Annotated in this window: 20 protein-coding genes and 1 pseudogene; 10 read left to right on the top strand and 11 right to left on the bottom strand. The window is 71.9% G+C overall.

Annotated features, from left to right (window positions below):
- Positions 1–205: 205 nt before the first annotated feature.
- Entirely contained in the window at positions 206–1885 is a 1680-nt protein-coding gene (locus ACZ7DE_RS15960; protein WP_470761498.1) for an MDR family MFS transporter, read from the top strand.
- A 5-nt stretch (positions 1886–1890) separates the two neighbouring features.
- Here ACZ7DE_RS15960 and ACZ7DE_RS15955 read toward each other — a convergent pair whose 3' ends face one another.
- Entirely contained in the window at positions 1891–2202 is a 312-nt protein-coding gene (locus tag ACZ7DE_RS15955) for a hypothetical protein (RefSeq protein WP_470761496.1), read from the bottom strand.
- Between the two features lie 361 nt (positions 2203–2563).
- On the opposite strand from ACZ7DE_RS15955, the gene ACZ7DE_RS15950 reads away from it, so the two are divergent.
- Both ACZ7DE_RS15950 and ACZ7DE_RS15945 read left to right on the top strand, forming a co-directional pair.
- A complete protein-coding gene (locus ACZ7DE_RS15950) occupies positions 2564–5176 on the top strand; it encodes a bifunctional FO biosynthesis protein CofGH (protein ID WP_470761494.1) in 2613 nt (870 codons plus the stop codon).
- 120 nt (positions 5177–5296) lie between these two features.
- On the top strand, positions 5297–5884 hold the full coding sequence (locus ACZ7DE_RS15945; RefSeq protein WP_470761492.1) for a hypothetical protein: 588 nt from the start codon (positions 5297–5299) through the stop codon (positions 5882–5884).
- A gap of 84 nt (positions 5885–5968) precedes the next feature.
- Here ACZ7DE_RS15945 and ACZ7DE_RS15940 read toward each other — a convergent pair whose 3' ends face one another.
- On the bottom strand, positions 5969–6490 hold the full coding sequence (locus ACZ7DE_RS15940; RefSeq protein WP_470761490.1) for a DUF2165 domain-containing protein: 522 nt from the start codon (positions 6488–6490) through the stop codon (positions 5969–5971).
- A 129-nt stretch (positions 6491–6619) separates the two neighbouring features.
- Between ACZ7DE_RS15940 and ACZ7DE_RS15935 the strand changes: the two genes are divergently transcribed.
- Complete coding sequence (locus tag ACZ7DE_RS15935; RefSeq protein ID WP_470761488.1) at positions 6620–7756, top strand: ADP-ribosylglycohydrolase family protein; 1137 nt, start codon at positions 6620–6622, stop codon at positions 7754–7756.
- Between the two features lie 6 nt (positions 7757–7762).
- Here ACZ7DE_RS15935 and ACZ7DE_RS15930 read toward each other — a convergent pair whose 3' ends face one another.
- Together ACZ7DE_RS15930 and ACZ7DE_RS15925 are read right to left on the bottom strand one after the other, a co-directional pair.
- Positions 7763–9331 (bottom strand): sodium:solute symporter family protein, encoded by a 1569-nt coding sequence (locus ACZ7DE_RS15930; protein ID WP_470761487.1) that lies wholly within the window; start codon positions 9329–9331, stop codon positions 7763–7765.
- A gap of 126 nt (positions 9332–9457) precedes the next feature.
- On the bottom strand, positions 9458–10243 hold the full coding sequence (locus ACZ7DE_RS15925; protein ID WP_470761485.1) for an SDR family oxidoreductase: 786 nt from the start codon (positions 10241–10243) through the stop codon (positions 9458–9460).
- A 77-nt stretch (positions 10244–10320) separates the two neighbouring features.
- Here ACZ7DE_RS15925 and ACZ7DE_RS15920 point away from each other — a divergent pair, with 77 nt between their 5' ends.
- On the top strand, positions 10321–11160 hold the full coding sequence (locus ACZ7DE_RS15920; RefSeq protein WP_470761483.1) for a hypothetical protein: 840 nt from the start codon (positions 10321–10323) through the stop codon (positions 11158–11160).
- Here the strand turns inward: ACZ7DE_RS15920 and ACZ7DE_RS15915 are convergent, their stop codons facing one another.
- Together ACZ7DE_RS15915 and ACZ7DE_RS15910 are read right to left on the bottom strand one after the other, a co-directional pair.
- A complete protein-coding gene (locus ACZ7DE_RS15915; protein WP_470761481.1) occupies positions 11161–13167 on the bottom strand; it encodes an MFS transporter in 2007 nt (668 codons plus the stop codon). It abuts the gene before it with no gap.
- A 170-nt stretch (positions 13168–13337) separates the two neighbouring features.
- A complete protein-coding gene (locus ACZ7DE_RS15910) occupies positions 13338–15968 on the bottom strand; it encodes a D-alanyl-D-alanine carboxypeptidase (RefSeq protein WP_470761479.1) in 2631 nt (876 codons plus the stop codon).
- A gap of 236 nt (positions 15969–16204) precedes the next feature.
- Here ACZ7DE_RS15910 and ACZ7DE_RS15905 point away from each other — a divergent pair, with 236 nt between their 5' ends.
- The 3 genes from ACZ7DE_RS15905 to ACZ7DE_RS15895 all read left to right on the top strand — a co-directional run bounded on the left by ACZ7DE_RS15905 (position 16205) and on the right by ACZ7DE_RS15895 (position 18543).
- Complete coding sequence (locus ACZ7DE_RS15905) at positions 16205–16960, top strand: GOLPH3/VPS74 family protein (RefSeq protein WP_470761477.1); 756 nt, start codon at positions 16205–16207, stop codon at positions 16958–16960.
- A gap of 290 nt (positions 16961–17250) precedes the next feature.
- Entirely contained in the window at positions 17251–18108 is an 858-nt protein-coding gene (locus tag ACZ7DE_RS15900; RefSeq protein ID WP_470761475.1) for a helix-turn-helix domain-containing protein, read from the top strand.
- Between the two features lie 243 nt (positions 18109–18351).
- Positions 18352–18543 (top strand): DUF397 domain-containing protein, encoded by a 192-nt coding sequence (locus ACZ7DE_RS15895; RefSeq protein ID WP_069769566.1) that lies wholly within the window; start codon positions 18352–18354, stop codon positions 18541–18543.
- A 177-nt stretch (positions 18544–18720) separates the two neighbouring features.
- Here the strand turns inward: ACZ7DE_RS15895 and ACZ7DE_RS15890 are convergent, their stop codons facing one another.
- The 3 genes from ACZ7DE_RS15890 to ACZ7DE_RS15880 all read right to left on the bottom strand — a co-directional run bounded on the left by ACZ7DE_RS15890 (position 18721) and on the right by ACZ7DE_RS15880 (position 21323).
- A complete protein-coding gene (locus tag ACZ7DE_RS15890) occupies positions 18721–19596 on the bottom strand; it encodes a MerR family transcriptional regulator (protein ID WP_470762040.1) in 876 nt (291 codons plus the stop codon).
- Positions 19597–19738: 142 nt separating this feature from the next.
- On the bottom strand, positions 19739–20242 hold the full coding sequence (locus ACZ7DE_RS15885) for a glutathione peroxidase (RefSeq protein WP_470761472.1): 504 nt from the start codon (positions 20240–20242) through the stop codon (positions 19739–19741).
- A 10-nt stretch (positions 20243–20252) separates the two neighbouring features.
- Positions 20253–21323: an ArsR/SmtB family transcription factor gene (locus ACZ7DE_RS15880; protein WP_470761470.1), complete on the bottom strand. Its 1071-nt coding sequence runs from the start codon at positions 21321–21323 to the stop codon at positions 20253–20255.
- Between the two features lie 259 nt (positions 21324–21582).
- On the opposite strand from ACZ7DE_RS15880, the gene ACZ7DE_RS15875 reads away from it, so the two are divergent.
- Positions 21583–22800 carry an MFS transporter gene (locus ACZ7DE_RS15875; protein ID WP_470761468.1) on the top strand — a complete coding sequence of 406 codons (1218 nt, stop codon included), beginning with the start codon at positions 21583–21585 and terminating at the stop codon, positions 22798–22800.
- Here ACZ7DE_RS15875 and ACZ7DE_RS15870 read toward each other — a convergent pair.
- A complete protein-coding gene (locus tag ACZ7DE_RS15870; protein ID WP_470762037.1) occupies positions 22772–23215 on the bottom strand; it encodes a MarR family winged helix-turn-helix transcriptional regulator in 444 nt (147 codons plus the stop codon). The two genes, ACZ7DE_RS15875 and ACZ7DE_RS15870, sit on opposite strands and share 29 nt — an antisense overlap.
- Before the next feature lie 146 nt (positions 23216–23361).
- Positions 23362–23844, bottom strand: a complete 483-nt coding sequence (locus ACZ7DE_RS15865) for a DUF4396 domain-containing protein (protein ID WP_470761466.1) — start codon at positions 23842–23844, stop codon at positions 23362–23364.
- A 248-nt stretch (positions 23845–24092) separates the two neighbouring features.
- Here ACZ7DE_RS15865 and ACZ7DE_RS15860 point away from each other — a divergent pair.
- Positions 24093–24470, top strand: a pseudogene (locus ACZ7DE_RS15860) (BlaI/MecI/CopY family transcriptional regulator); the annotation flags it as partial.
- Positions 24471–24494 lie beyond the last annotated feature (24 nt).

Raw genomic sequence — 24494 nt, 5'->3', positions numbered from 1 at the left:
CTGAATGCACTTCCTGGGTGCGTCGCCTACTTGACCCCCGCCCGCTTGACGACCGCTTGAGCTGTCCTGGATCGGCTCGAGCGCACGCGTCACCGGACGGATCCTGCTGTCTGCGCTCGGTTATTCGCGCAGGACATTTATATGCCGATGTCATACACTTGCGGAAGTCCGCCGTTCTGGTCCCGATCGATCCTGGAGGAGAACGATGACCGAAGCCGGTCCGGCACGTGCCCGGGAGGTGGCCGCGGGAGATCCGTCCCAGCGCCCGCTTCCACCCCGCTTCCCGCTTCTGCTCGCGGCTCTGCTGCTGACCAGCGCGATGTCGATGATCGACCAGTCGATCATCGCCACCGCGGGGCCGAGTCTCACCGGTGAGCTGGGCGCTCTTGATCTGTACGCCTGGACCTCCACGGCCTATATGCTCACGTTTAGCGTGTCCATGCCGATCTATGGAAAGCTGGGCGATCTCTTCGGCAGGCGCGCGGTCTACCTCTCGGCGATCGTGATCTTCCTGATCGGATCGTCGGCCTGTGGCGCCGCCGGATCGATGGAGCAGCTCATCGCCTTCCGCGCGCTCCAGGGCCTCGGCGGCGGCGGACTCCAGGTCAGCGCGTTCTCCGTCCTCGGCGACCTGATGCCGCCGCGCCAACGCGCGAAGTACCAGGGCTGGTTCGCCGGCGTCATGGTCATCGCCAACCTCGCCGGCCCGCTCGCCGGCGGCGTCCTGACCGACCAGCTCGGCTGGCGCTGGATCTTCTACGTCAACCTGCCGCTCGGTCTGATCGCCCTCGCCGGTCTCCGCGCCCTCCTCCCGGCCACCCCGCGCTCCGGCACCCGCCCGCGCATCGACCACCTGGGCACGGCGCTGCTCACCGCCCTCATCGCCTGTCTCGTCCTCGGCACGGACCAGGCCGGCCGGGAGGGCTGGGGGGACCCGCTGGTCCTCGCCCTCGGAGCAGGCGCCGTCGTGCTGGCCGTGCTGTGGCTGCGCCACGAGCGCTCCGCACCCGAGCCCGTCGTGCCCCTCGGTCTCTTCGGCGACCGCACGTTCACCATCTGCGTGGTGGTCGCCTTCGCCGTCAGCTTCGCCTTCTTCGGCTGCGTGACCTTCGTGCCCCTGCTCTTCCAGGCCGTCGAGGGCGTCAGCGCCACCGACACGGGTCTGCTCTTCCTGCCCGCGATGATCGGCATGGCCCTCGCCACCGTCGTGGCCGGTCAGATCATCGCCAAGACCGGCCGCTACAAGTGGTTCCCCGTGGTGAGCACCGCCCTGGCCGCGGGAGCCGCCGCCCTGATGGCGATGACCTCCGCGGACACCGGCACCGCCGCCGTGGCCGCGCTGCTCGCCGTGATGGGCGTGGGCGTCGGCCTCTCCTCCCAGGTCACCACCCTGGTCGCCCAGTCCACGGCGCCCCGCGGCCAGATCGGCGTCAGCACCTCCACGGTCGGCCTGGCACGCAACCTCGGCACGGCCTTCGGCGTCACGGTCTTCGGCTCGATCCTCAACGCCCGGCTGGCCGCGGAGGCCCCCGACCACCTGCCCGCGGCCACCGCCGACGCCATCGTCGCCGGCACCTGGGATCCCTCGGAGACCGGCGGCCTCGCCCCGGACACCCTCAACGGGATCGCCGAGGTGTACAGCGACGCGCTGTCCACGGTGTTCCTGTCGGCCGTTCCCGTGCTGCTGGCCGGATTCGTGCTGGCGCTGCTGCTGAAGGACGTGCGTCTCGAGAAGCCCGGCGGACCCGGTGGGCCCGGCGGACCCGGCGGACCCGGTGGGCCTGGCGGACCCGGTGGGCCTGGCGGTCTGGGCGGTCCTGGTGGTCCCGGCGCTTCCGGTGGCCCCGGCGACAGGGAGGGGCGGCCGCCCACGCGGAAGCAGTAGGACGGTCAGCGGGGCCGCCGCCGCCGGTCAGCCGCCGGGGCGGCGGTCCTCAACTGCTTCACCAGACCCCGCCACTGGGCGCGCTCCTGGGCGGACAGCACCGCTTCGTCCTCGGGGCCGCCGCCCCAGCCGCCCCCCGCCCGCGCCTCCTGGGCCCGCGCCTCCTGGGCCCGCGCCTCCTCCGCCCGGGCCTCCTGCGCCCGCGCCGAAGGCGTGAAGCCGTAGCACTCAGGAGGCGTCAGGGCCCCGAAGTACTGCCCCATGGCCGCCAGCCCGGCTCCGAACTCGCGCAACATCCACGTCAGTCGATGTCCCATCCTCGTCCCCTTCCGTCGGGGCGAGGCTAGGGAGATCCACTCGAAGCCCGGTGGAGCCGCGGGCGGACCGCGAGATCGGTGAAGATTCCACATTTCAGCAGGTGATGACCGATCGACCAGTGGGTCTCGAGTGCCGATGGGCAGGCTGTTCCGCGGGAGCCGCGCCTACGGCCTGGCGTGTCTCCCCGGCGTGGGCGGACCTCCGCTTTCCCCCGTGGCGCAGTGTCCGCCCACGCCCGCACGCCCCTCCTGGCCGGCCGTGCCCCGGCCCCCGCGTCCCATGACACCCTGTAACGATCTGCGGCCAGGGGCGGTCAGGCGTGCCCGTCGGCTCTGATCTGCCCGAACGTATGCTCAAAGGATGACGACTCCCGAGACCTCCGGCACCGGCCCCACCGACCGCCCCGGCGGCCGCGGCCCCACCGAGAACTCCATGCGTCGCGCCCTCAAACGGGCTCGGGACGGCGTCGCACTCGACGTCGCCGAGGCGGCCGTGCTGCTGCAGGCGCGGGGCGAGGCGCTGCGGGACCTCACCGCGTCGGCCGCCCGGGTGCGGGACGCCGGTCTGGAGGCGGCCGGCCGGCCCGGGGTCATCACCTACTCCAAGAGCGTCTTCATCCCCCTCACCCGGCTGTGCCGGGACAAGTGCCACTACTGCACCTTCGTGACCGTCCCCGGCAAGCTGCGCCGGGCCGGACACGGGATGTTCATGTCGCCCGACGAGGTGCTCGACGTCGCCCGCAAGGGCGCCGCTCTCGGCTGCAAGGAAGCCCTCATCACCCTCGGCGACAAGCCGGAGGAGCGGTGGCCCGAGGCCAGGGAGTGGCTCGACGCGCACGGCTACGACGACACCATCGCCTACGTCCGGGCCGTCTCCATCCGCATCCTGGAGGAGACGGGACTGCTCCCGCACCTCAACCCGGGCGTCATGTCCTGGACCGACTTCCAGCGGCTCAAGCCCGTCGCCCCCTCGATGGGCATGATGCTCGAGACGACGGCCACCCGCCTCTGGTCGGAGCCCGGCGGCCCGCACCACGGCTCCCCGGACAAGGAGCCCGCCGTCCGCCTGCGCGTCCTTGAGGACGCCGGCCGCTCCTCCGTCCCCTTCACCTCCGGGATCCTGATCGGCATCGGCGAGACGTACGAGGAGCGGGCCGAGTCCCTGTTCGCGCTGCGCAGGGTCTCCCGCGCCTACCACGGCGTCCAGGAGCTGATCATCCAGAACTTCCGCGCCAAGCCGGACACGGCGATGCGCGGCATGCCGGACGCCGAACTCGACGAGCTGGTCGCCACGGTCGCCGTGGCCCGCCTCCTCCTGGGGCCGGGCGCCTGTCTGCAGGCCCCGCCCAACCTGGTCGACAGCGAGTACGAGCGGCTGATCGGCGCCGGCATCGACGACTGGGGCGGGGTCTCCCCGCTCACCATCGACCACGTCAACCCCGAGCGGCCCTGGCCGCAGATCGAGGAACTGGCCGAGAGGTCCGCGGCGGCCGGCTTCGCGCTGCGGGAACGCCTGTGCGTGTACCCGGAGTTCGTGCGCCGGGGCGAGCCCTGGCTGGACCCGCGGCTGCTGCCGCACGTCCGCGCGCTGGCCGACCCGCAGACGGGGCTGGCCGTGCCGGACGCCGTCGTCGAGGGCCGCCCGTGGCAGGAGCCGGAGGAGGTGTTCGTCCCGTCCGGCCGTACGGACCTGCACCGCACCATCGACACGGACGGCCGGACGTCCGACCGCCGCGACGACTTCGACGAGGTGTACGGCGACTGGGGCGCCCTGCGCGAGGCCGCCGCCCCCGGCATGGCTCCGCAGCGCATCGACACCGACGTGCGCCAGGCCCTGCGCACGGCGGCCGACGACCCGACGAAGCTCACCGACGACGAGGCCCTGGCCCTCCTCCACGCGGACGGCCCGGCGCTGGACGCCCTCACGCGCATCGCGGACGACGTCCGCCGCTCGGCCGTCGGCGACGACGTCACCTACATCGTCACGCGGAACATCAACTTCACCAACGTCTGCTACACGGGCTGCCGTTTCTGCGCCTTCGCGCAGCGCCGCACCGACGCCGACGCCTACACGCTCTCGCTCGACCAGGTCGCTGACCGCGCCGAGCAGGCCTGGGAGGTGGGCGCGGTGGAGGTCTGCATGCAGGGCGGCATCCACCCGGACCTGCCCGGCACGGCGTACTTCGACATCGCCAAGGCGGTGAAGTCCCGCGTTCCCGGCATGCACGTGCACGCCTTCTCGCCGATGGAGGTGGTCAACGGCGCGACCCGCACCGGCCTGTCGATCCGCGAGTGGCTGACGGCGGCGAAGGAGGCGGGTCTCGACTCCATCCCCGGCACGGCCGCCGAGATCCTCGACGACGAGGTCCGCTGGGTCCTGACCAAGGGCAAACTGCCCACGGCCACCTGGATCGAGGTCGTCACGACGGCGCACGAGCTCGGCATCCGGTCGAGCTCGACCATGATGTACGGCCACGTCGACCAGCCCCGCCACTGGCTGGGGCATCTGCGGACCCTGGCCGGGATCCAGCAACGCACCGGCGGATTCACGGAGTTCGTCACGCTGCCGTTCATCCACACCAACGCGCCGGTGTATCTGGCGGGCATCTCCCGCCCCGGCCCGACCATGCGGGACAACCGGGCGGTCACGGCCATGGCCCGCCTCCTGCTGCACCCGTACATCCCCAACATCCAGACCAGTTGGGTGAAGCTGGGCACGGAGGGCGCGGCGGAGATGCTGCGCTCGGGGGCGAACGACCTGGGCGGCACGCTGATGGAGGAGACGATCTCGCGAATGGCGGGCTCGTCGTACGGCTCGTACAAGTCGGTGCGGGACCTGGTCGCCGTCGCGGAGGCGGCGGGCCGTCCGGCGAAGCCGCGTACGACGCTGTACGGCGAGGTGTCCGAGGAGCGGCGGCGGGCGGCGTCGGCGTCGGACGGGCACCTGCCGGAACTGCTGCCGGTGCTGGACTGAGGGCCGGGCCGAGAGGCTTGGGGGACAGCACCGACGGGACTGAGGGACAGCCCGACAGGATCCCCACAGTACGATGATCGGACCCCTCCTGGCCGAGGGGTCCCGTAGCTGAGGAGATGCGTGCCCGTGCCTGCCCGACGGCTTCCCTCCTGGGCCTGGGTCACCGGCCTGACCGCCGGCGCGATCGCCGCGGTCGTCGTCCTGACGACACAGGCCGAGAACGGCCCGCACCCCACGGCGTCGTCGGCGAAGAGCCCGAACGCCTCGTCGTCCGCGAGCGCGAAGCCGTCGGCCTCGCCCAAGCCGTCGGCGCCCCCCAGGGCGGCCGAGGTGCCCGACGGTTCGGGCACGGGCCGCCGGGTCGTCTACTCCCTGGGGCAGCACCGGGTCTGGCTGGTCGACGCGGACGACACGGCCCGCCGCACCTTCGCCGTCTGGCCCGGCACGGTCGACCCGGCCGTGGGCAGCTACACGGTGTCGCTGCGCCGGGACGCCGTCACGGGCTCCGACGGCGTGGCGATCGAGCACGTCATCTACTTCTCCGCCGCCTCGGGCGTGAACATCGCGTTCTCCAACGCCGTCGACGGCTCCTCCCCGCCCCCGCCCGCCGCCGGCACCCGGACCGGCGGCATCCGGATGGCGAAGGCGGACGGAACGGCGCTGTGGGCGTTCGGCGAGACGGGGACGAAGGTCAGGGTCGTCGAGTAGCCCCCGGCGGCCGCCCGCGGGCCCCGGAGCCCCGGGCGGCCGCCGAGGGCCGGACGGCTCCGGAGGCCCGGGCGGCTCAGGGGGTCATCCGCGGGGGCGGTCCTGCCCGGACGGCAGGTGGTTGACGACCAGCACGACGCCGGCGAACAGGAACGCCCGGGTGGCCGCGTCGAGTCCGTTCCAGTTCTTCGACTGCCACATCGCGAACCACTCCCCGCCGATCGCGATGAAGCCGGCGCCGAACAGCAACATCACCATGACCAGCCCGTACGTGGCCAGTTGGCGACCGCGTATGTCGTCCCGCCGGGCCCACCACCAGGTCCCGGCGGCCAACACCAGCCCGGCGACGGTCTCCCACACGATGATCGCGACGTAGGCGGCGTCCTGCAGCCCCTTGTTCGTCACCGCCCGCCACATCAGGTCGTCGTCCTCGAACGTGGTGTCCATCGCCAGCACATGCTGCACGAACTGCCGGTTCGTGCCGAAGTCGGTGATGTTCCCGAAGGCGACGAGAAGCATGTAGAGGGCGACCGTCCCGGTCAGGAGGGCGGCGGTGAGAGGAAGCACGCGTGAGGCGTGTGAGATACGTGAGGTGGGGGTGGTCATGCCGGTGTCCTTACCCCACCGAGTCTTCATCACCCCTCCACCGCGGAGCCCGTGCGCGGGGCGGGAACACCGTGGTGTTCGATTACAGTGACGAACGTCGTACGTACGGACGGTGCCCGGGAGGACTTGGTGGGTGCGACTGCCGGGCCCGTCTGGGGCCGCGCCGAACAACAGGACTTCCGCAGCCGGGTGCGCGGCACGCTGCTGGGGGCGGCCGTCGGCGACGCGCTGGGCGCGCCGGTCGACGGACTGGAGCTCGAGGAGATCCGGCGAGGACACGGGTCCGAGGGCGTCGTGGACCTGGCTCCCGCCTACGGGCGGCGCGGCGCGGTCACGCACCTCACCCAGCTGACCCTCTTCACCGTGGACGGGCTCATCCGCGCCCAGGTGCGCCGCGACACCGGCGTCTGGCATCCGCCGACCGATCTGCACCGGGCGTACCTGAGATGGGCGGCCACCCAGCGCGACTGGGGCCCCGACCTGCGCCGCAAGGAGGACGGCTGGCTGGCCCGGGAGGAGTGGCTCTACGTCCGCCGCGATCCGACCAGGACCCTGCTGCTCGGGCTCGGCGACGACGTGATGGGCACGCTCGACTCGCCCAAGAGCCCCGGCGCGGCCGGGCCGGAGGTCGTGCCCCGTTCGGTGCCCTTCGGGCTGCTCGTGGGCTGGGAGCCGCAGCTCGTCGCGCAGTTGGCCGTCGAGTGCGCGGCCCAGACCCACGGCCATCCCACGGCGTGTCTGTCGGCGGGCGCGTACGCGGTCACCGTGCACGCGCTGGCCCGCGGCGAGAGCCTGGACGGCGCGGTGCAGCGGGCGTTGGCCCTGTTGTCCGCGCGGCCGGGGCACGAGCCGGTGTCGGAGGCGCTGCAGCACGCGCTCGGCGCCGTACGGCAGGGGCTGCCGGGTCCGGCGAGGGTGGAGGAACTGGCGGGGGCGGGCACCGCCGAGGGCGTGCTGTCCGGCGCCCTCTACTGCGCGCTCGTCGCGGAGGACGTCCGGCACGGGCTGCGGCTCGCGGTGAACCACGGCGCGCCCTCGGCGTCGACCGCCGCCGTGGCCGGCGGCCTCCTCGGCGCGCTGCACGGCGAGACGGCCCTGCCGCCGGCCTGGCTGGCCGAGCTGGAGGGCCGTCCCACGATCCTGGAGCTGGCCGACGACTTCGCCATGGAGATGACGCAGGGGCCGGCGCTCCACAACGCCGCTGCGGCGTCGCCGGGCTGGCTGGCCCGGTATCCCCGCGGGGACGAGCGGGGAGCCGGGCCCTGACGGCTGTCAGTCCTTCACCGCCGTGGGGAGCTCGTCCCGGGGGCCGGGCAGGTCCGCGGCGGCCGAGGCGCCGCCGCCCCCGTCGGTGTTGATCCGCTCGATGATCGCGAGCCGTTCCGGGGTGTCCTCCGGCTTCACGAACCCGACGAGGACGTAGAGGACCAGCGACACGGCCAGCGGGATCGACACCTGGTACTGCAACGGCACTCCGCCGTCGACGTTCCAGTTGATCGGGTAGTTGACCAGCCAGAAGGCCAGCAGGCCCAGCGCCCAGCTGGTCAGCGCCGCCGTCGGACCGGAGCGGCGGAACGGGCGCAGCAGACCCAACATCATGGGGATCGCCATCGGGCCCATCAGACCGGCCACCCACTTGATGACGACCGTGATGATGTCCTTGAAGGCGGGGGAGTTGACCTGGGTGGCCGCCGCCATGGACAGCCCGAGGAAGACGACGGTCGTCACCCGCGCCGCGACCAGCCCCGACCGCTGGTTCCACTCCCGCGCCCTGGCCCAGATCACCGGCGCGCAGTCCCGGGTGAACACGGCGGCGATGGCGTTGGCGTCGGACGAGCACATGGCCATCGTGTGGGAGAAGAACCCGACGATGACGAGCCCCAGCAGGCCGTGCGGCAGGAGCTGTTCGGTCATCAGGGCGTAGGAGTCGGAGCCGTCCGGCTTGTTCGACGTCACCAGCAGCGGCGACATCCACATCGGGAAGAACAGCACCAGCGGCCAGACCAGCCACAGCGCCGCGGACAGCCGTGCCGAGCGCTCGGCCTCCTTCGGGGTGGCCGTGGCCATGTACCGCTGGGCCTGGTTGAGCATGCCGCCGTTGTACTCGAAGAGCTTGATGAACAGGAACGCGAGCAGGAACACCGTGCCGTACTGGGCGACCAGTGGCCTGTCGTGCCCCTGGAGCGCCGGCTGGTCCCAGGCGTCCAGGAACCCGATGCCCTTGTCGTTCAGCTTCAGCACGACGGCGACGAACATCGCGACGCCGGCCATCAACTGGATGACGAACTGGCCGAGTTCGGTCAGCGCGTCCGCCCACAGGCCGCCGATCGTGCAGTACACGGCGGTGATCGCGCCGGTGATGAGGATGCCCTGGTTGAGGGAGATGCCGGTGAAGACGGACAGCAGGGTCGCGATGGCGGCCCACTTCGCGCCGACGTCCACGATCTTCAGCAGCATCCCCGACCAGGCCAGCGCCTGCTGGGTCTTGAGGTCGTAGCGGTTCTTCAGGTACTCCAGCGGGGAAGCCACATGGAGCCGCGACCGCAGCCGGTTGATGCGCGGCGCGAACAGCTTCGAGCCGATCGCGATGCCGAGGGCGATGGGGAAGGACCAGGTGACGAACGAGGTGACGCCGTAGGTGTAGGCGATGCCCGCGTACCCGGTGAACATCACAGCGCTGTAGCCCGACATGTGGTGCGAGATGCCGGACAGCCACCAGGGCATCCTGCCGCCGGCGGTGAAGAAGTCGCTGACGTCGTCGACCCGTTTGTGCGACCAGACGCCGATGGCGACCATGACGCCGAAATAGCCGATGAGCACGGCCCAGTCGAGACCGTTCATGTGCGTCCTCCCAGGGTTCGGCCCGGCGCTCATCGTGGGCGCTGCTGCGTGAACACGACAAGTAACCGTCGGGTCAAAGGGAGGTAAAGGAATTCGGTATGGTGGTCCACGTTCACTCATGTGAACTCAGCGCATCAGCTCCCCGGCGTTGACCAGCAACGACTGTCCGGTGATCGCCCGCGCCCGGTCCGACGCCAGGAACACCGCGGCGTCCGCCACATCCCCGTCCGTGGCCAGCTCGGGCAGCGCCATACGCTCGGCGAGCCGCCCCAGGACCTCCTCCTCCGGCACCCCCTCGGTCTGTGCCGTGAACCGCACGTACGCCTGCACCGGCGGCCCCCACATCCATCCCGGCAGCACCGTGTTGACCCGGATCCGGTACGGACCGAGCTCGCGCGCGAGCGAGTACATGGCGCTGGTCAGCGCGCCCTTGGAGGCCGCGTACGCCGCCTGCCGCACCTGCGAGGGCGACGCCACCGCGGACTGCGTCCCGATGAACACCACCGACCCGCCGCCCGTCTTCAGCCCCGGCAGACACGCCCGGGTCATCCGCAGACTGCCCAGCAGGTTCACGTCGATCACCGACTGCCAGGTCGTGAAGTCGGCGTCCTCGATCCCGCCGAAGTACGAGTCCCAGGCCGCCACGTGCACCACGGCGTCGATCCCACCGAACCGCTCCCGCGCCAGCTCCGCCAGCGCCTCGCACTGGGCCTCGTCGGTGATGTCGGCCGCCCGGAACGCCGTGCGCGTCCCCGCGGGATCGATCTCGGCCGCGCTCTTCGCGAGGTTCGCCTCGGTCCGCGCCCCGAGCACGGCGTTCCCGCCGTCCCGCACGACCGCGGCGGCGACCTGGTGACCGAGTCCGGCGCCGACCCCCGAGACGACGACGGTCCGGCCGTTGAGCAGTGACATCGGGACCTCCCTGACCCTGGCGCATTGTCTGACGGAGCGTCAGAGTATGGGCCAGCCGCCGAGGAAGGGGAAGACGCGTGAGCGACGAGACCCGCAGCGAGACGTATGCCGAACTGGCCGCCGTAGGCCCCTACGGGGTCCGCCCCGGCCACGCCCTGATCACCATGGTCGAACCGCACCCCGGCCACGAGTACGCCTACAACCGCTGGTACGAGGACGACCACTACTACGCCGGCGCGATGGCCATGCCCTGGATGTACTCGGGCCGCCGCTGGGTCGCCACCCGGGAGCTCCAACTCCTGCGCTACCCCGAGAAGTCGGCGATCGCCCAGCCCGTCACCGCCGGCTGCTACCTGTCCACCTACTGGATCACCGACGGACGCTACGACGACCACATGAGGTGGACGGTCGCCATCAACAAGCGCCTCAACCGCGACGCCCGCGTCTACCAGGACCGCACCCACGTCTTCACCGCGTTCCAGGACCACGAGACGACGGTCTACCGGGACGGCGCCGCGGGCCCGAGGGACTTCCACGCCCTCGACCACCCCTACGCCGGTCTGGTGGTCGAGGTGATCGACACCGACTCGGCGGCCCAGCGCGCCGAACTCCTGGAGTGGCTGCGCGCCCGTCACCTTCCCCAGCGGGTGGCCGGCTCTCCCACGGCCATGGTGACCGTCTTCCGCCCCACCCCCCTGCCCGGCGACCGCATGACCTACGTCAAGCAGGTCGAGGGCGTCGACACCCGTCTGACCCTGCTGTGGTTCCTGGAGGCGGACCCGGGGGACTGCTGGGACCGGTACTTCACGGGCCTGGCCGAGACGGTGACGGAGTCGGGCCTCGGACGGGTGGAGCTGGTCGCGCCGTTCATCCCGACCGTGCCGGGCACCGACCGGTACGTGGACCGGCTCCGCTGATCACGGCTGGTCCTTCAGCTCGTCGGGACACGGCGTTCCCCGGGGCAGCTGGTAGGGCGCGGCCAGCCGGTAGGTGCCCGCCTTCGGCGCGATCAGCATCGTCCACCTGTCGCCCTCGGCGTCCTCCTCCGTCTCGAACAGGCATCCGTTGACGTTCTCGTACGTCTTCGGCTCCCCTTCGGACCGGTCCTTGGACTCCTGCGTCTCCTGCGGCGGCTTCAGGCTCTTGCCCTGCGCGTCGACGATGCTCAGCCACGGCGAGTACGGGATCCGGATCAGGATCCGCCCCGCCTTCCCCACGTCGATCGTCATCTCGCCCTGCTCGGCCCGCTGCACGACCGCGTGCGGCTCGGCCAGTGGAGCGGGATCGACGACCTTGAACAACTGCCAGTTGGCGTCGCCCCAGATCTGCTCCAGATACGGCAGCCCCCGCTGCACCAGCTCCCGCTCGCGCTCGCCCCCGTCCCCGTCCAGCGCCTCCTTGGGGACGACGACGAAGTGCACCGCCCACCGCTGGAGCCAGTCGTGGTAGTTCGCCGAGTTCAGGGTGTCGTCGTAGAAGAGGGGATTGCGCTCCATGTCGGCCTGCCGGTTCCAGCCGCGGGCGAGGTTGACGTACGGCGCGAGCGCGGACGCCTCGCGGTGCGAGCGCGCCGGGACCACCTCCACCCGCCCCTTCTCCGCGCCGACCCCCTGCAGCTCGTTGACCAGCGGGGCCAGCTCACGCGCCCAGGAGGCCGCCGGGGTCGTCCGGACCACGTCGTCGACCGACTTGAAGCCGATCCAGCCCACGAACACCAGGGACGACAGGACGATCACGTACCACTTGCGGCTGCGCGGTACGGCGAACGGCAGCGCCGCCATCAGCACCACGCCGGTGAACAGCATCGCCAGACGGGTGATGTTGGACCCGATCTGCGAGCTGATCAGCCACACCATCAGCACCCCGAGCCCGTACACGGCCGCCGTGATCCGCACCGTCTTCCAGTCGTGCGGGACGACGGCGAAGACGACCGCCGCGCACAGCAGCGGCAGGGACGCCGAGCCGAAGGACATCGGCTGGGTGCCGGAGAACGGGAACAGCCAGGCGGACAGGGCGACGACCGCCGTCGGGGCGAGCCCGAGCGCCCACGCGCCCGGCCGCCGCTTCTGCAGGAACATCGCGACGGCGACGATGCCGACGAAGAGCCCGGCCACCGGCGAGCCCATGGTGGCGAGCGCGGCGAGCGGCGCGGCGCACAGCGCCTTCGCCCACCGTTTGTAGCGCCAGCGGTGCGGCCAGCAGAACACGACGGCGACCGCGCCCAGCGCGAACATGTTGCCGAGCCCGAACGTCACGCGCCCGGAAGCCGCGTTGCACAGCAGCGCGAACACCCCGGCGAGCGCCGGCCACACCGGGTTCTTCACGGGGCGGCAGCGCAGCAGGATGAGCGTGAGAAGGCCCGCCGAGAGCGTGCCCGCGATCATCATCGTCGTCCGGACGCCGAGCACGGACATCAGGTACGGCGACACCATGCTGTACGAGACCGGGTGCATGCCGCCGTACCAGGCGAGGTTGTACGCGGAGTCGGGGTGCCGGCCGACGAACTCGGCCCAGGCGTCCTGTGCCGCGAGGTCGCCGCCACTGTTCGCGAACGTGAAGAACCAGACGAGGTGCAGGACGCCGGACAAGGCCGTCACGGAGAGCACCAGATGCCGGCGGAGCCGGTCGCCCAGCCGGTCGAGAGCGGATCGCACACGGGACGCCTCCCGCGACGGTTCCACGCGCTCGCTCTCCGTACGGTCCGGGACGGGGCCCTGCTCGACGTCTACCACCGGCTCTCCCGCCGGCTCTCCCACCGGGTCGGCCGCCGAGTCCGCCGGCGGGTCTGCGGCCCGGGCTTTCGCCGAAGCTGCCGCCGGGTCACGGTCGTGGTCTCCGGACTGGGGTGCGGGCAGGCTGGTCCGCCGGCCGACGTCCGGGCCCGGACCTGTGTCGTCGGCGCGTGTCGGCTCCGCAGTGGCCACCTGAAGGCACTCCCCGTGTCCCGTCTTCTTCTTTCGGCCGCGTCCCGTTCGCGTCCGCTTCACGGCTGCGCCCTTGCGACCGGCGACCTGTCCCGTTTCGCGACGCTAGCACGCACCCCGCCGGGCGGCTGCCCGACGGGGTACGGAGGGGTAAGGACGCGGCCCCGGCGTCAGCCGAGACGTGTCAGCTTGTCCGAGAAGCCCGGCTCGGTCAGGTCGGACTGCAGGGCGACCGGCACCTTCACGGCGCTGCTGGTGCCGTCCCCGACGGTGAGCGTGCCCACCGGGGTGCCGGCCTTCGCGGTGTGCGGCACCTCGGCGGCGGCGAAGGACAGCTTCACCGTCATCCCGGCCCAGCCGACCGCCGAGACGTCCTTGGTGATGACGACGGGCGTGTGGCCGCCCAGCTTGTCGTCCACGTACCCGACGACGTCGCCCTTCTTCAGGATCTTCGCCGAGGTGAGCGCCTCCTGGGCGGCGAGCAGCGCCGTCTTGCTGACCGTGTTGGCCGTCTCGAGGATCTTCGGCTTGTGCTGGCCGAGGATCGCGCCGACGAGGGTCACCGACTTCCCGTCGACCTGCCTGCGGGAGGCGAAGAGCAGGTTGCCGCCGGCCGCGTTGGTGCTGCCGGTCTTGATGCCGATCGCGCCGATCCTGAACGGCAGCTCGTTGTAGTTGTTCCAGTACTTGCCGGACGGGTCGGTCCAGCTGGCCGCGCTGGAGATGGCGACCAGGGCCGGGACCTTCACGAACGCGCGGCCGAGCTTCACCTGGTCCTCGGCCGTGGAGACGGTGCTCTCCTTCAGGCCCGAGGGGTCGGTGTACGTCGTGTTCGTCATCCCGAGTTCCTTGGCGGTGGCGTTCATCTTCTTCACGAACGCCGCCTCCGAGCCCGCGTCCCAGCGCGCGAGCAGCCGCGCGATGTTGTTGGCGGACGGGATGATGACGGCCGACAGGGCCTCCTTCTCGGTGAGCTTGTCGCCGGCCTTGACGGTGTTGAGCGTCGACTCGTCGAGCGTGACGTCGTAGCCGCCCTCCTTCTCGGCCGTCGCGTCGACCTCGATCTCCGGGCCTTCCTCGCCGGCCTTCATCGGGTGCTCTTTGAGGATGATGTACGCCGTCATGGTCTTGGCGACCGAGCCGATGGCCACGGGCGTCTGCTTGCCGAAGCTGCCCATGGTGCCGACGCCGTCGGCGTCGATCCAGCCCTGTCCCTCACCCGGCCACGGCAGCTGCGTCTTGCCGCCCTCGAAGGTGTAGGAGTCCTTCGCGGTGAGGGTGAGCCCGGTCGCCGGCAGCGGTCGCACGGCCTGCACGATCGCAAACACGACGATCAGCAGGAGGACCAGCGGCGTCCAGATCTTGACCCGGCGTCCGAGCGTGCGCAGCGGGGTCGGCGGGGGCGGCGGGGTGTTCGTCAGCTCGGCCAGCAGGTCCAGCGGCGGCTTGGGCGGCAGCGGCTGCTGGGTGGTCCGCTCGGGCCCGACCTGCGGGACGAGCGCGGTGACGTCGGCCTGCGCGGGCGTGGACGGCTTGACGGCGGGCTTGGGTGCGCGGGGCTCGTCGAGCGGCTTGAGCGCGACGAAGCGGCTGGTCCGCTCGGCCGGAGCCTCGTCCGCGGACTTCCCACCACGCTTGTCGTCGGCCTCGGAGGCGGTCTTGTCGTCGGCCTTGGAGTCGGTCTTGGGGTCGGTCTTCGGCCCGCTCCCGGCGTCTGTCTTCGGCGCGGGCTCGTCCTTGGCCTCGCCCTCGCTCTTCTCCTCGTCCGGCGAGGGCTTGGCGGGGCCGCCCAGCTTCAGCATGGTGGTCGGCTGGTCGACGGCGGGCTTGGGCCGGGGGGTCTTGAAGACGGCGGTGGGCTGATCGACGGGGGGCTCGGCCGCCTTGCCGTCGTCGGCCGTCACAGCCGCTCCGCCGGGCCGGTCGGACTCGCCTGCGCTGTCGGTCTTGCCGGACTGCCCGTCCGGGTCGGCCTTCCCGCCGGTGTCCGAGGCCCACTTGGGCGCGGGCCTGGAAGCGGGCCGGGCCTCGGACTTCGGCTCCTCGGACGCCGGCCCCTCGGGCTCCTCGGGCTCCTCGGCGTCCTCGACTTCCCCGGCGAGGCTCACGGAACGTTCCGCCGCGTCGGCGTCGGCGTCGGCGTCGTCCTCGCGCGCGTCCGCGTCGGTGTTCGCGTCCGCGTCGGTGTCCGCCGGGGCGTCCTCGGCCGAGTCGTCCTCCGCCGAGTCCTTCGCGGGCTCGTCCGCGGAGCCCTTCTCGTCGCTCTTGTCGTCCGCCGAGGCCACCCATTGGGCCACAGCCGCCCGCAGACGCTCGTCACCGCCCCCGGAAGCGGTCCCGGAGGTCTCCGAGGCGCTCTCGGCCTCCCCGGCGCCCTCGGGGGCGTCCTCGGGGTCGCTCGGGGCGCTCTTCCCGGCGTCCGTCACCGCCGCGGACCCCTCGGCGTCCTCCGAGTCCTCGGCAGCAGCCCCGCCTTCGGTGTCGCCTTCGGTGTCGGCGTCGACTTCGGCGGGGTCGTCGGTCGACTCGGCCTCGCCGGTCCCGCCCGGCTCGTCGGTCTCGTCGGTCTTCAGGTCTCGTACCGAGAAGACCCGCGTCGCCGTGTCGACTCCGCCGCGCGACGCGGACGACGCCGACGACGACTCGGACGACTCGGCCTCCCGCGCCACCGCGACCCGCGGGTCGCGGGCCTTGCTGGAATCGCGAGACTCACGCGCCTCGGGAACCGTGCCCGCGCTCCCCGACGTCGGTTCTGCCGACGACTCGCGCTGCTTCGACCTGTCGGGGGACTCGCCCGCCACCGATGCCTCCTCGTGTGCCGCACGCCGTCAGCGCGCCTGCCGAACCGTGAACCGCCCGCCTCGGACCGCCTCACGGCGCTGTCCGAACCATGTACCAGTGTCCTGTGTAGAGCGCTTGGCTCCTGCGGTAGACGAGAACGACATACCTACTGGTTCCACTACAAACAGGTCACGCACCCTCGACAGATGAATGTGAGAGGGGTCACCCTGTCATTCATCCACGCGGGGAGGCATGGATGGGCAGGAGCCGCAGAACGATTCCGGAAGAGCTTCTTCTGCTGGCGTTGGACCCGACCACGGGTACCACCGCACAGCCGCAGTCGCTCGACCTTGGTCTGGCCGGAGCACAGCTAGTGGAGCTGGCGCTGGCCGGGCGGATAGCCCCTGACGGGGATCGTATCGCCGTGGTGTCCCCACGGCCGACTGGAGATCCGACACTGGACTGCGCGTTGGAGTTGCTGCGAAGGCGTGGCGCTCCCGTGCGTGCCGTCCACTGGATCGGCGGGCCGCGACTCGGGCTTCGCCAGACCTACCTCTCGCATCTGGAACGGTGCGGCATGGTGCATGCCGTGGCGGGTCAGATGTGCGGGGTGCTGCCGACGACTCGCTACCAGGCGACGGACACCGACATCAGCCGGGAGATCAAGGCCCGGCTGGACTCCGCGATCCGCACCGGCGTGCCGCCGGACCCGCGGACCGCGGCGCTCGCCGCACTGGCGCACGCGGTCGGCCTCGGCAAGCACCTGTACCCGGGCAACGAGGGACGCTCGTCCCGCTCCCGGCTGCGGGACCTGATCAGACACGACCCCATGGGCGGTCTCGTGGCGCACGCCGTGATGGACGTCCAGAACGGCGCGGCCGCACAGCCGCGTCGCAACCAGGCACCCGCCGGCCGCCAGGCCGGACCGGGAGCAAGGCCCTCTCCGGAGCCCGCCCGTGGCGTTCCGGCGCAGCCGCACCGCGGTCCCATGGCGCGTGTCGTGGCCCACTGAGCCGCAGTTCCACGACACCGCACGTGCAGGACCGCACCACAGCACCAGTGCAGGACCGCACCACCGCAGGACGCAAGACCCGTTCGGGAGCCGCCGCGGCCCGCGCGGGGCGGTGCATCACCGCCCCGCGCGGACGCATGTCGTAGCCGGTGGGAGTGCTGATCCGAACTGGCGTGTAGGGGCCGCATAACCACCGTTTTCCAGCGGTGGAAAGCACCTTGGTGGCAGTCTGCTCAACAGCAGATACGCAAAGTGTCAGGTACAGACACGCAGCCGGAGGTGCACGTCCCGTGGCGTCCAACGTCAATCCCACCGTCAGGCGACGCCGGTTGGGCCAGGAGCTGCGCCGGCTCCGTGAGCTCAAGGGCATGACGGCCGAAGAGGTCGCCGAGCGCCTGCTGGTGTCCCAGTCGAAGATCAGCCGGTTGGAGAACGGCCGGCGCAGCATCAGTCAGCGTGACGTCCGCGACCTGTGCGGGGTGTACGAGGTCGAGGACCAGCGGATGGTCGACTCGCTGATGGAGATGGCCAAGGACTCCCGCCAGCAGGGCTGGTGGCACGCCTTCGGCGACGTCCCCTACAGCGTCTACATCGGTCTGGAGACGGACGCGGCGAGCCTGCGCGTGTACGACCCGCAGGTCGTGCCCGGGCTGCTGCAGACCCGTCAGTACGCGGAGGCGCTGATCTCGGGCGCCCTGCCGGAGACCGCGCACACGGAGATCGAGAAGCGCGTGCAGGTGCGCATGCGTCGGCAGGAACGTGTCTCCTCGGGGGAGAACCCCCTCCGGCTGTGGAGCGTGATGGACGAGTCGGCGCTCAGGAGGGTCGTCGGCGGCCGCGAACTGATGCGGGACCAACTGGAACACCTCGTCGAACAGTCCCAGTTGCCGCACGTCACGGTTCAGGTGATCCCGTTCGACATGGGCGCGCATCCGGGGCTCAACGGCCAGTACGCGATCCTCGAGTTCCCCGACACGGCCGACTCCAGCGTCGTCTACATCGAGGGCGTCACCAGCGACCTCTACCTGGAGAAGCCGAACGACGTGCAGAAGTACAGCGTGATGTACGAGCACCTGCGCGCCCAGGCCCTGAACGTGGAGCAGTCACGCCAGTTCATCGCCGACATCGCGAAGGGGTATGTGCGCTGAGGGCGTTCGGAATGACGGACGTCTGGGCGGGAAGTGCCGCATGGTACGCCCTCCCCCCGTCCCGATGGAAGTTTCCATTGGAATATGTCATCCGGTCGAGTGAATAGTCGCTTCGTCAGTCGATGTTGGCGAGTAGCGTCGATCACGCCATCGAGCAACAAGGTTGGCGTGAACGTGCCGCGGGGCCGCAGACGGGTCCGTGGTGCGAGGACAGCAACTCAACAACTGCACTCCGGAGCAAAAATGGCAATTCGTCAGGGCAGCGCGCACTCGTGGACCAAGTCCTCCTACTCCACGGGCAACGGTGCGTGCGTCGAGGTCAAGTCGCCGGCCGTACAGGCTCTGCTCGTCCGGGACTCCAAGGTCCAGGACGGTCCGAATCTGGTCTTCCCCGCCGACGCGTGGAGCGACTTCGTGGCATCGGTCAAGGCATAGGGCGGAGGACTTCCTGTCCCTGGGCCGGTTACCGGCCGCCGGTTGCCGACACAACCGCACAAGCACCACCCAAGGGCCCTCTCGTCCAGATCGCCGTCCTAGCCGAGAGGGCCCGGTCGTTTTCCCTGGCGGATTCCGGGGGGGGGGCTTCACGCCCGCCGGTCTCCGTGGGAAGCGCTAGGCCCGCTTCACGGGGAACGCCACGTCGCACACCGGGTCCTCGGCCCCGGCAGCGTCCCAGTCGGTGAAGTAGACCTCCCGGCAGGGGCCGTCGTACTCCCAGGCCTCCCGCTGCATCCACGCCTCCACCGCCTCGTACGCGGCGAGGATCTGCGGGTGCGCGACCTGGGCCTTGGCGATCCTCGTGTACGCGAGCCGCCGGGCGGGCTCCACCCGCACCTCCACGCGCCGGCCCCCGCCCTGTGCGGCCGCCCACGCCCGGGCCGCCGGCTCGTCGCCGACCGGCATGCACGTCTCGGCCGGTCCGTCGCTCTCCATGGACACGGCGGCGTAGTAGACGACGAACGGCGCGCCGGCGACTCCGCCGCACGCGCCTGCCGCCTCCTGCAGCCGCCCCAGCGAGGCGGGGATCCAGACGGGCAGCTCGTCCGCGAGCGTGTGCCGCTTCTCGGTGACGATCACCTGCTCGGGCACCTCGACCAGCTGGACCTCGAACTTCTCGTACATCTCGGAGCTCCTCCCCGACAGCCGTGCACGGAGGTAGGCGGCGAGGGTGCGCTGGGCGGCGAAGCGGGCCTCGACGTCGTCCCAGTAGGCGGCGAGGAGGTCCCCGGCCGCGAAACCGTCAGAGGTCTCCACCACCTGGGCGATCCGCGCGAGCGGCATGTCGAGCTGGCGCAGCATGGCCACCAGCCGGGCGCGTTCGACCTGCCCGGCGCGGTAGTAGCGGTAGCCGCTGGCCTCGTCGATGTGCGCCGGGGCGAGCAGCCCGAGCCGGTCGTACAGCCGCAGCGCCTTGGCCGAGAGGCGGGCGCGCGCGGCGAACGCGCCGATGGTGAGCAGCTCGCCGCCGTCGCTCTCGGCGGCCCGCACCGCGTCCACCCGCTCCCCCCCCGTCGTCCTCCGTCGTCGGGCGGCCTCTCCGCCCGACGCCGAGGAGGCTCCGCCCTGCCCCTGGGGCAAGGTCAAGCCGGCCCCCTGGGGCGAGGCCAAGCCGGACGGTCCGGACGTGTGCTCAGCCCAGCTGGCCCTCGATGGCGGCGACGACCTCGGCCGCCTCCGGCTCGGTCTGCGGCGAGAAGCGGGCGACGACGGAGCCGTCCCGGCCGATCAGGAACTTCTCGAAGTTCCAGCGGATGTCGCCCTCGTGGCCCTCGGCGTCCGCGAACCCGACGAGCCGCTGGTACAGCGGGTGCCGGTCGTCACCGTTGACCTCGACCTTCTCGGTCAGCGGGAAGCTCACACCGTAGGTCGCCGAGCAGAATTCGGCGATCTCCTCGGCGCTGCCGGGCTCCTGCCCGAGGAACTGGTTGCAGGGCACGCCGAGCACGGTGAAGCCCTGGGCGGCGTAACGCTCCTGCAGGCGCTCCAGGCCCGTGTACTGCGGCGTGAGGCCGCACTTGGAGGCCACGTTCACCACGAGCACAGCCTTGCCCGCGTACTGAGACAGGTCGGCGGGACCGCCCTTGAGGGCGTCGATCGGAACGTCGAGGGGAGAGGTACCGGCATCAGTAGTCATGCCCCGGATGCTAGCCCCGGCCCCCGCCCCGGACCTTTCCGGGGCCCGCCCCCGTTTCCGGTTCCGGCCCCCCGGAGACAGGCGTGGGCCTGCGCCGGGGCGGCCCGCCGGTCGCCTCCGACGCCTTCGCCAGGGTTTCTCCCGCGGGCGTCCGCGAGTACAGCACCGAGCGGCCCGCACGTCGGCGCTGGACCAGGCCGGCGTCCAGGAGGACCCGCAGGTGGCGGCCGACCGAGCCGAGGCCCTGACCGGTCAGGGCGACCAGCTGGGTGGTGCTCAGCGGGGCGGCGAGGAGCACCAGCACCGTGGCCCGGGCGGGACCCAGGAGCGCCCCCAGCGCGGCCGGGACGGCGCGGGCCCGGTCCCGGTGGTCCTCGGCGAGCGCCCCCGAGCACGGGTAGACCACGGCGTACCGCTCCCGCGCCTCCCAGGACACCCACCCGGCCTTCGGCGTGACCGGCACGAACACCAGCTCCGCGCCCGAGATCTCGCGGGGCGGGTACTCGTGCAGGTTGACCTGAAAGCGACTCTCGCCGAGCCAGCGCGTCCCCGGCCGCAGCGAGTCCAGCACGGCCGCCCAGCCGCCCCGGCCGACCTGCGCGGTCCGCGCCAGGACGTCGGCCTCCAGGACGCGCCGGCGCCGCTCCCAGTACGGCCGCACATCCGTCTCCCAGACGTGCTCCAGCAGCCCGGCCGCCCGCTCGGGCAGATCGTCCCGGTCGAGGGCGGCGGGGAGCGGGCCGGCCAGGGACGTCCGAAGGTGCGCCCGGGCGTCCGCCGGGTCGGCCGCCCGCACCCGGGCCACGCCCTCCTCGAAGCTCTCGCCGTCCCTCGGCGTGGGCGTGAGGAAGTCGGCGATCCAGCTCCGGCCCAGCCCGGCCCGCACCAGCAGCGCGGTCACCGGGTCGGCCGCCAGGAGGGCGCGGTAGCCGGGGAGGTGGGCGTGCAGCCAGTCGTGCTCGCCGGGATGCGCGCCCGTCCCCGCGTGCAGCAGTTTCAGGCTCGCGAAGGTCTCGGCGAGCGGCGAGAGCACGAACCTGCTGCGGGCCAGGGTGTCCGCGTTCACCTGCCACCAGCCCATGCGCTCACCCTCCCGCCCCCGACGACCGCCCGTCTCCACGCCTCACGATGCGCCTCGCCGCGCCAAACGGCCCCACGCCGCTTCCGGTTCCACGCTCTTCGCCCCGCCCTCTCCGCACCCTCCGCCCTCGCCCTCTTCGCCCGAGCCCCCTCCGCCCACGCCCCACGCCCGTGGGACCTCTCGTGCCGGTCGGGCGGTGACGTTTCGCGGGCCCGCGAAACAATAACCACCCTTGCCGGGGCCGCCGCAGACTCCGCCCATGACCGGCTTCTCCTACCGACGGCTCTTCCGCGTCCCCGAGTTCACTCCCCTCTTCCTCTCCGCCGCCGCCCACACCGCCGCCCAGACCGTGAGCGGGCTCGCCCTCGGCACGCTCGTCTACCGGGCCACCGACTCGCCGCTGCTGTCGGCGGTGAGCATGTTCGGGCCGTCGCTCGCGCAGGTGCTGGGCGCGACCGTCCTCCTGTCGGGGTCCGACCGGCTGCCCCCGAGGTCGGCGCTGACCGGCCTCGGTCTGGCCTTCGCGGGCGCGGCGGCCCTCATGGCGCTGCCGGGGCTGCCCGTGTGGGGCGTCTTCGCCGTCGTCCTCGTCCAGGGGCTGGTCGCCTCGCTCGGCGGCGGTGTCCGCTGGGGTCTGCTGAACGAGATACTCGGCGGATCCAAGGGCGGCTATCTGCCGGGGCGTTCGCTGTTCAACATGATGAGCGGGCTGATGCAGATCGCCGGATACGCCATCGGCGGCCTGCTCGTGACCGCCCTCTCCCCGCGCCCCGTCCTCCTGCTCGCCGCCGTGCTGTACGCGACCGCGGCCCTCGTCGCCCGTCTCGGGCTGACCGTCCGTCCGCCGCGGGCCTCCGGCCGGCTCTCGGCCGCGGCGACCCGGCACACGAACGCCGTCCTGTGGTCCTCCCGCCCCCGCCGCCTCACCTACCTGGGTCTGTGGCTGCCCAACGGTCTGGTCGTCGGCTGCGAGGCCCTCTTCGTGCCCTACGACCCCGAGGCGGCGGGCACGCTGTTCGCGTGCGCGGCACTGGGCATGCTGGCCGGGGACGTCCTCGTGGGCCGTCTTCTCCCGCCGGACCGGCGCGCCCGCCTGGCCACCCCGCTCCTGCTGCTGCTGGCCGCCCCCTACACCCTCTTCGCCCTGCGCCCCGCCCTTCCGCTCGCCGCGGCCTGCGCGGCTCTCGCCTCCGTCGGCTTCGGCGCGAGCCTGGTGCAGCAGGAGCGGCTGATGGCGCTCACCCCGCCCGAACTCAGCGGCCACGCGCTCGGGTTGCACTCTGCGGGCATGCTCACCCTGCAGGGCCTGAGCGCGGCGCTGGCGGGCTCCGCGGCCCAACTCACCTCACCCGCGACGGCGATGACCGTGATGGCGATCGCGTCGATCGCGGTGACGACGGCGTTGGGGTTCGCCGCGCGGACCCGCGCGGTCCCGGACCCACGCGGTTCTACTGCCCCTGAGCTTCGGGGTCGGTGAAGACCTCGGGAACCCTGTTGTCCTGCACGACGCGGGCGAGCAGCACGGCCAACCGGTCGCGCTCGTTCGCGGTCAGCCCGGAGGGCAGCTTCTCGACGCGGCGGCACGTCTCGTCGTAGAACTCGTGCGCCAGCCGGTCGCCTTCCTCGGTGAGGCCCACCCGCACGGCCCGCCCGTCCCGGGGATCGGCCTCGCGGCGGACCAGCCCGCGCCGGACCGTCCTGTCCACCAGCCCCGTCAGGCTCGACTTGGCGAGTCCGAGCATCTCGCCGAGCTCGCTCATGCCGTACGGCTGCGGCATCAGCACGCACAGCAGCTGCCCCTGTTGCGGAGTGATGCCGTAGGCGCGGCTCGACTCGGCGTACACGGCGTTCACGAGGAACGCCGACCGCACCAACGCGGTCACGACCCCCATCTGCTCACCTGCGGCCTTCCCCATGAAGGGAAGGGTAACGGCGGGTCACGTTCGTGCTCGACCCCCGGGGGCGGGACGGAATCACGCGGGGAAAGGCGTCGGGACGGCCCAGGGCGACCTGCGCGGGAAGGGCCCGTCACGTCCGTTCAGTGGTGGGCGTGGGCGACGGCGTGGCCCTTGCCGCGGCCGATCATCCACTTGTTGACCGGCGTGGTGATCAGGAAGGCGATCACGAACCCTCCCAGCAGGGCCGACCAGAAGAGGCCGTCCGACAACTGGGCCTCCATCGCGCCCGGCGTGAGGGCGACGATGGCGTTGTCGACCAGCTCCATCACGGCGATCGAGACGGTGTCCGCGGCCAGCGCCACCCTGATCGCGGCCCCGAGACCCAGGCCGGCCCGGCGCACCGCGAACAGGGTGAGGGAGTAGCCGAACAGGAAGGCCAGCGCGATCGCGGCGATCATGGTCGGCGCGTTGCCCCAGCCCAGCGCGGTGCCGATGACCATTCCCAGGATCTCGCCGATGGCGCACCCGGTCAGGCAGTGCAGTGTCGCCTGCACCGCCATCGCCCAGGAGGCGTTTCCGTGGCCCGCGTGGGCGGGATCGTGGTGGTGCTGCTCATGGTCCATGACGTCGTCTCCGTTCCCCGGCATTCGCCTCCTGTATACCCCCCAGGGGTATCCGAGGCAAGCGGCACGGCCGGCCGGGGCGGGGTGCCGGGCCGCGGGAGGCGGGGGCGGCAGCCCGAGGCCCTTCTGTGTGTCCGAGACGCCTCTACGTTTCTGTAGAGAAACGCGTTCCGGCGGAGCCCGGCGAACGGCCGGCGTCTATACGATGTCCGACCGGAAAACGGACGGCGGCGATGAGGGGACTGGGCGTGACGGAACGCGGGCGGTCCCGGCGGCGGGCGCGGGGCGAGCTGGAGGCGTCGGTCCTGTCGGCCCTGCGGGCGGCGGACGGCCCGGCGACGGCCGGATGGGTGCAGGAGCGGCTGGGCGGCGGACTCGCCTACACGACGGTGATGACGATCCTGACCCGGCTGCTCGCCAAGGGCATGGTCACCCGCGAACGCAGCGGCCGGTCCTTCACCTGGCTTCCCGTGTCGGACGAGGCGGGTCTGGCCGCCCACCGGATGCGCAGGGTCCTGGACGCCGAGCGCGACCGCGCGGCCGTCCTCGCCGGCTTCGTCGACGGCCTCGGCCCCGACGACGCACGGCTGCTGCGCGAACTGCTCGGGCAGCCCCGCGAAGACGACCGGTCCCGGGCCCGGGCACGAACG

Source organism: Streptomyces sp. NPDC037083 (assembly GCF_055606485.1).
This window is presented reverse-complemented; position numbering and strand designations above follow the sequence as displayed.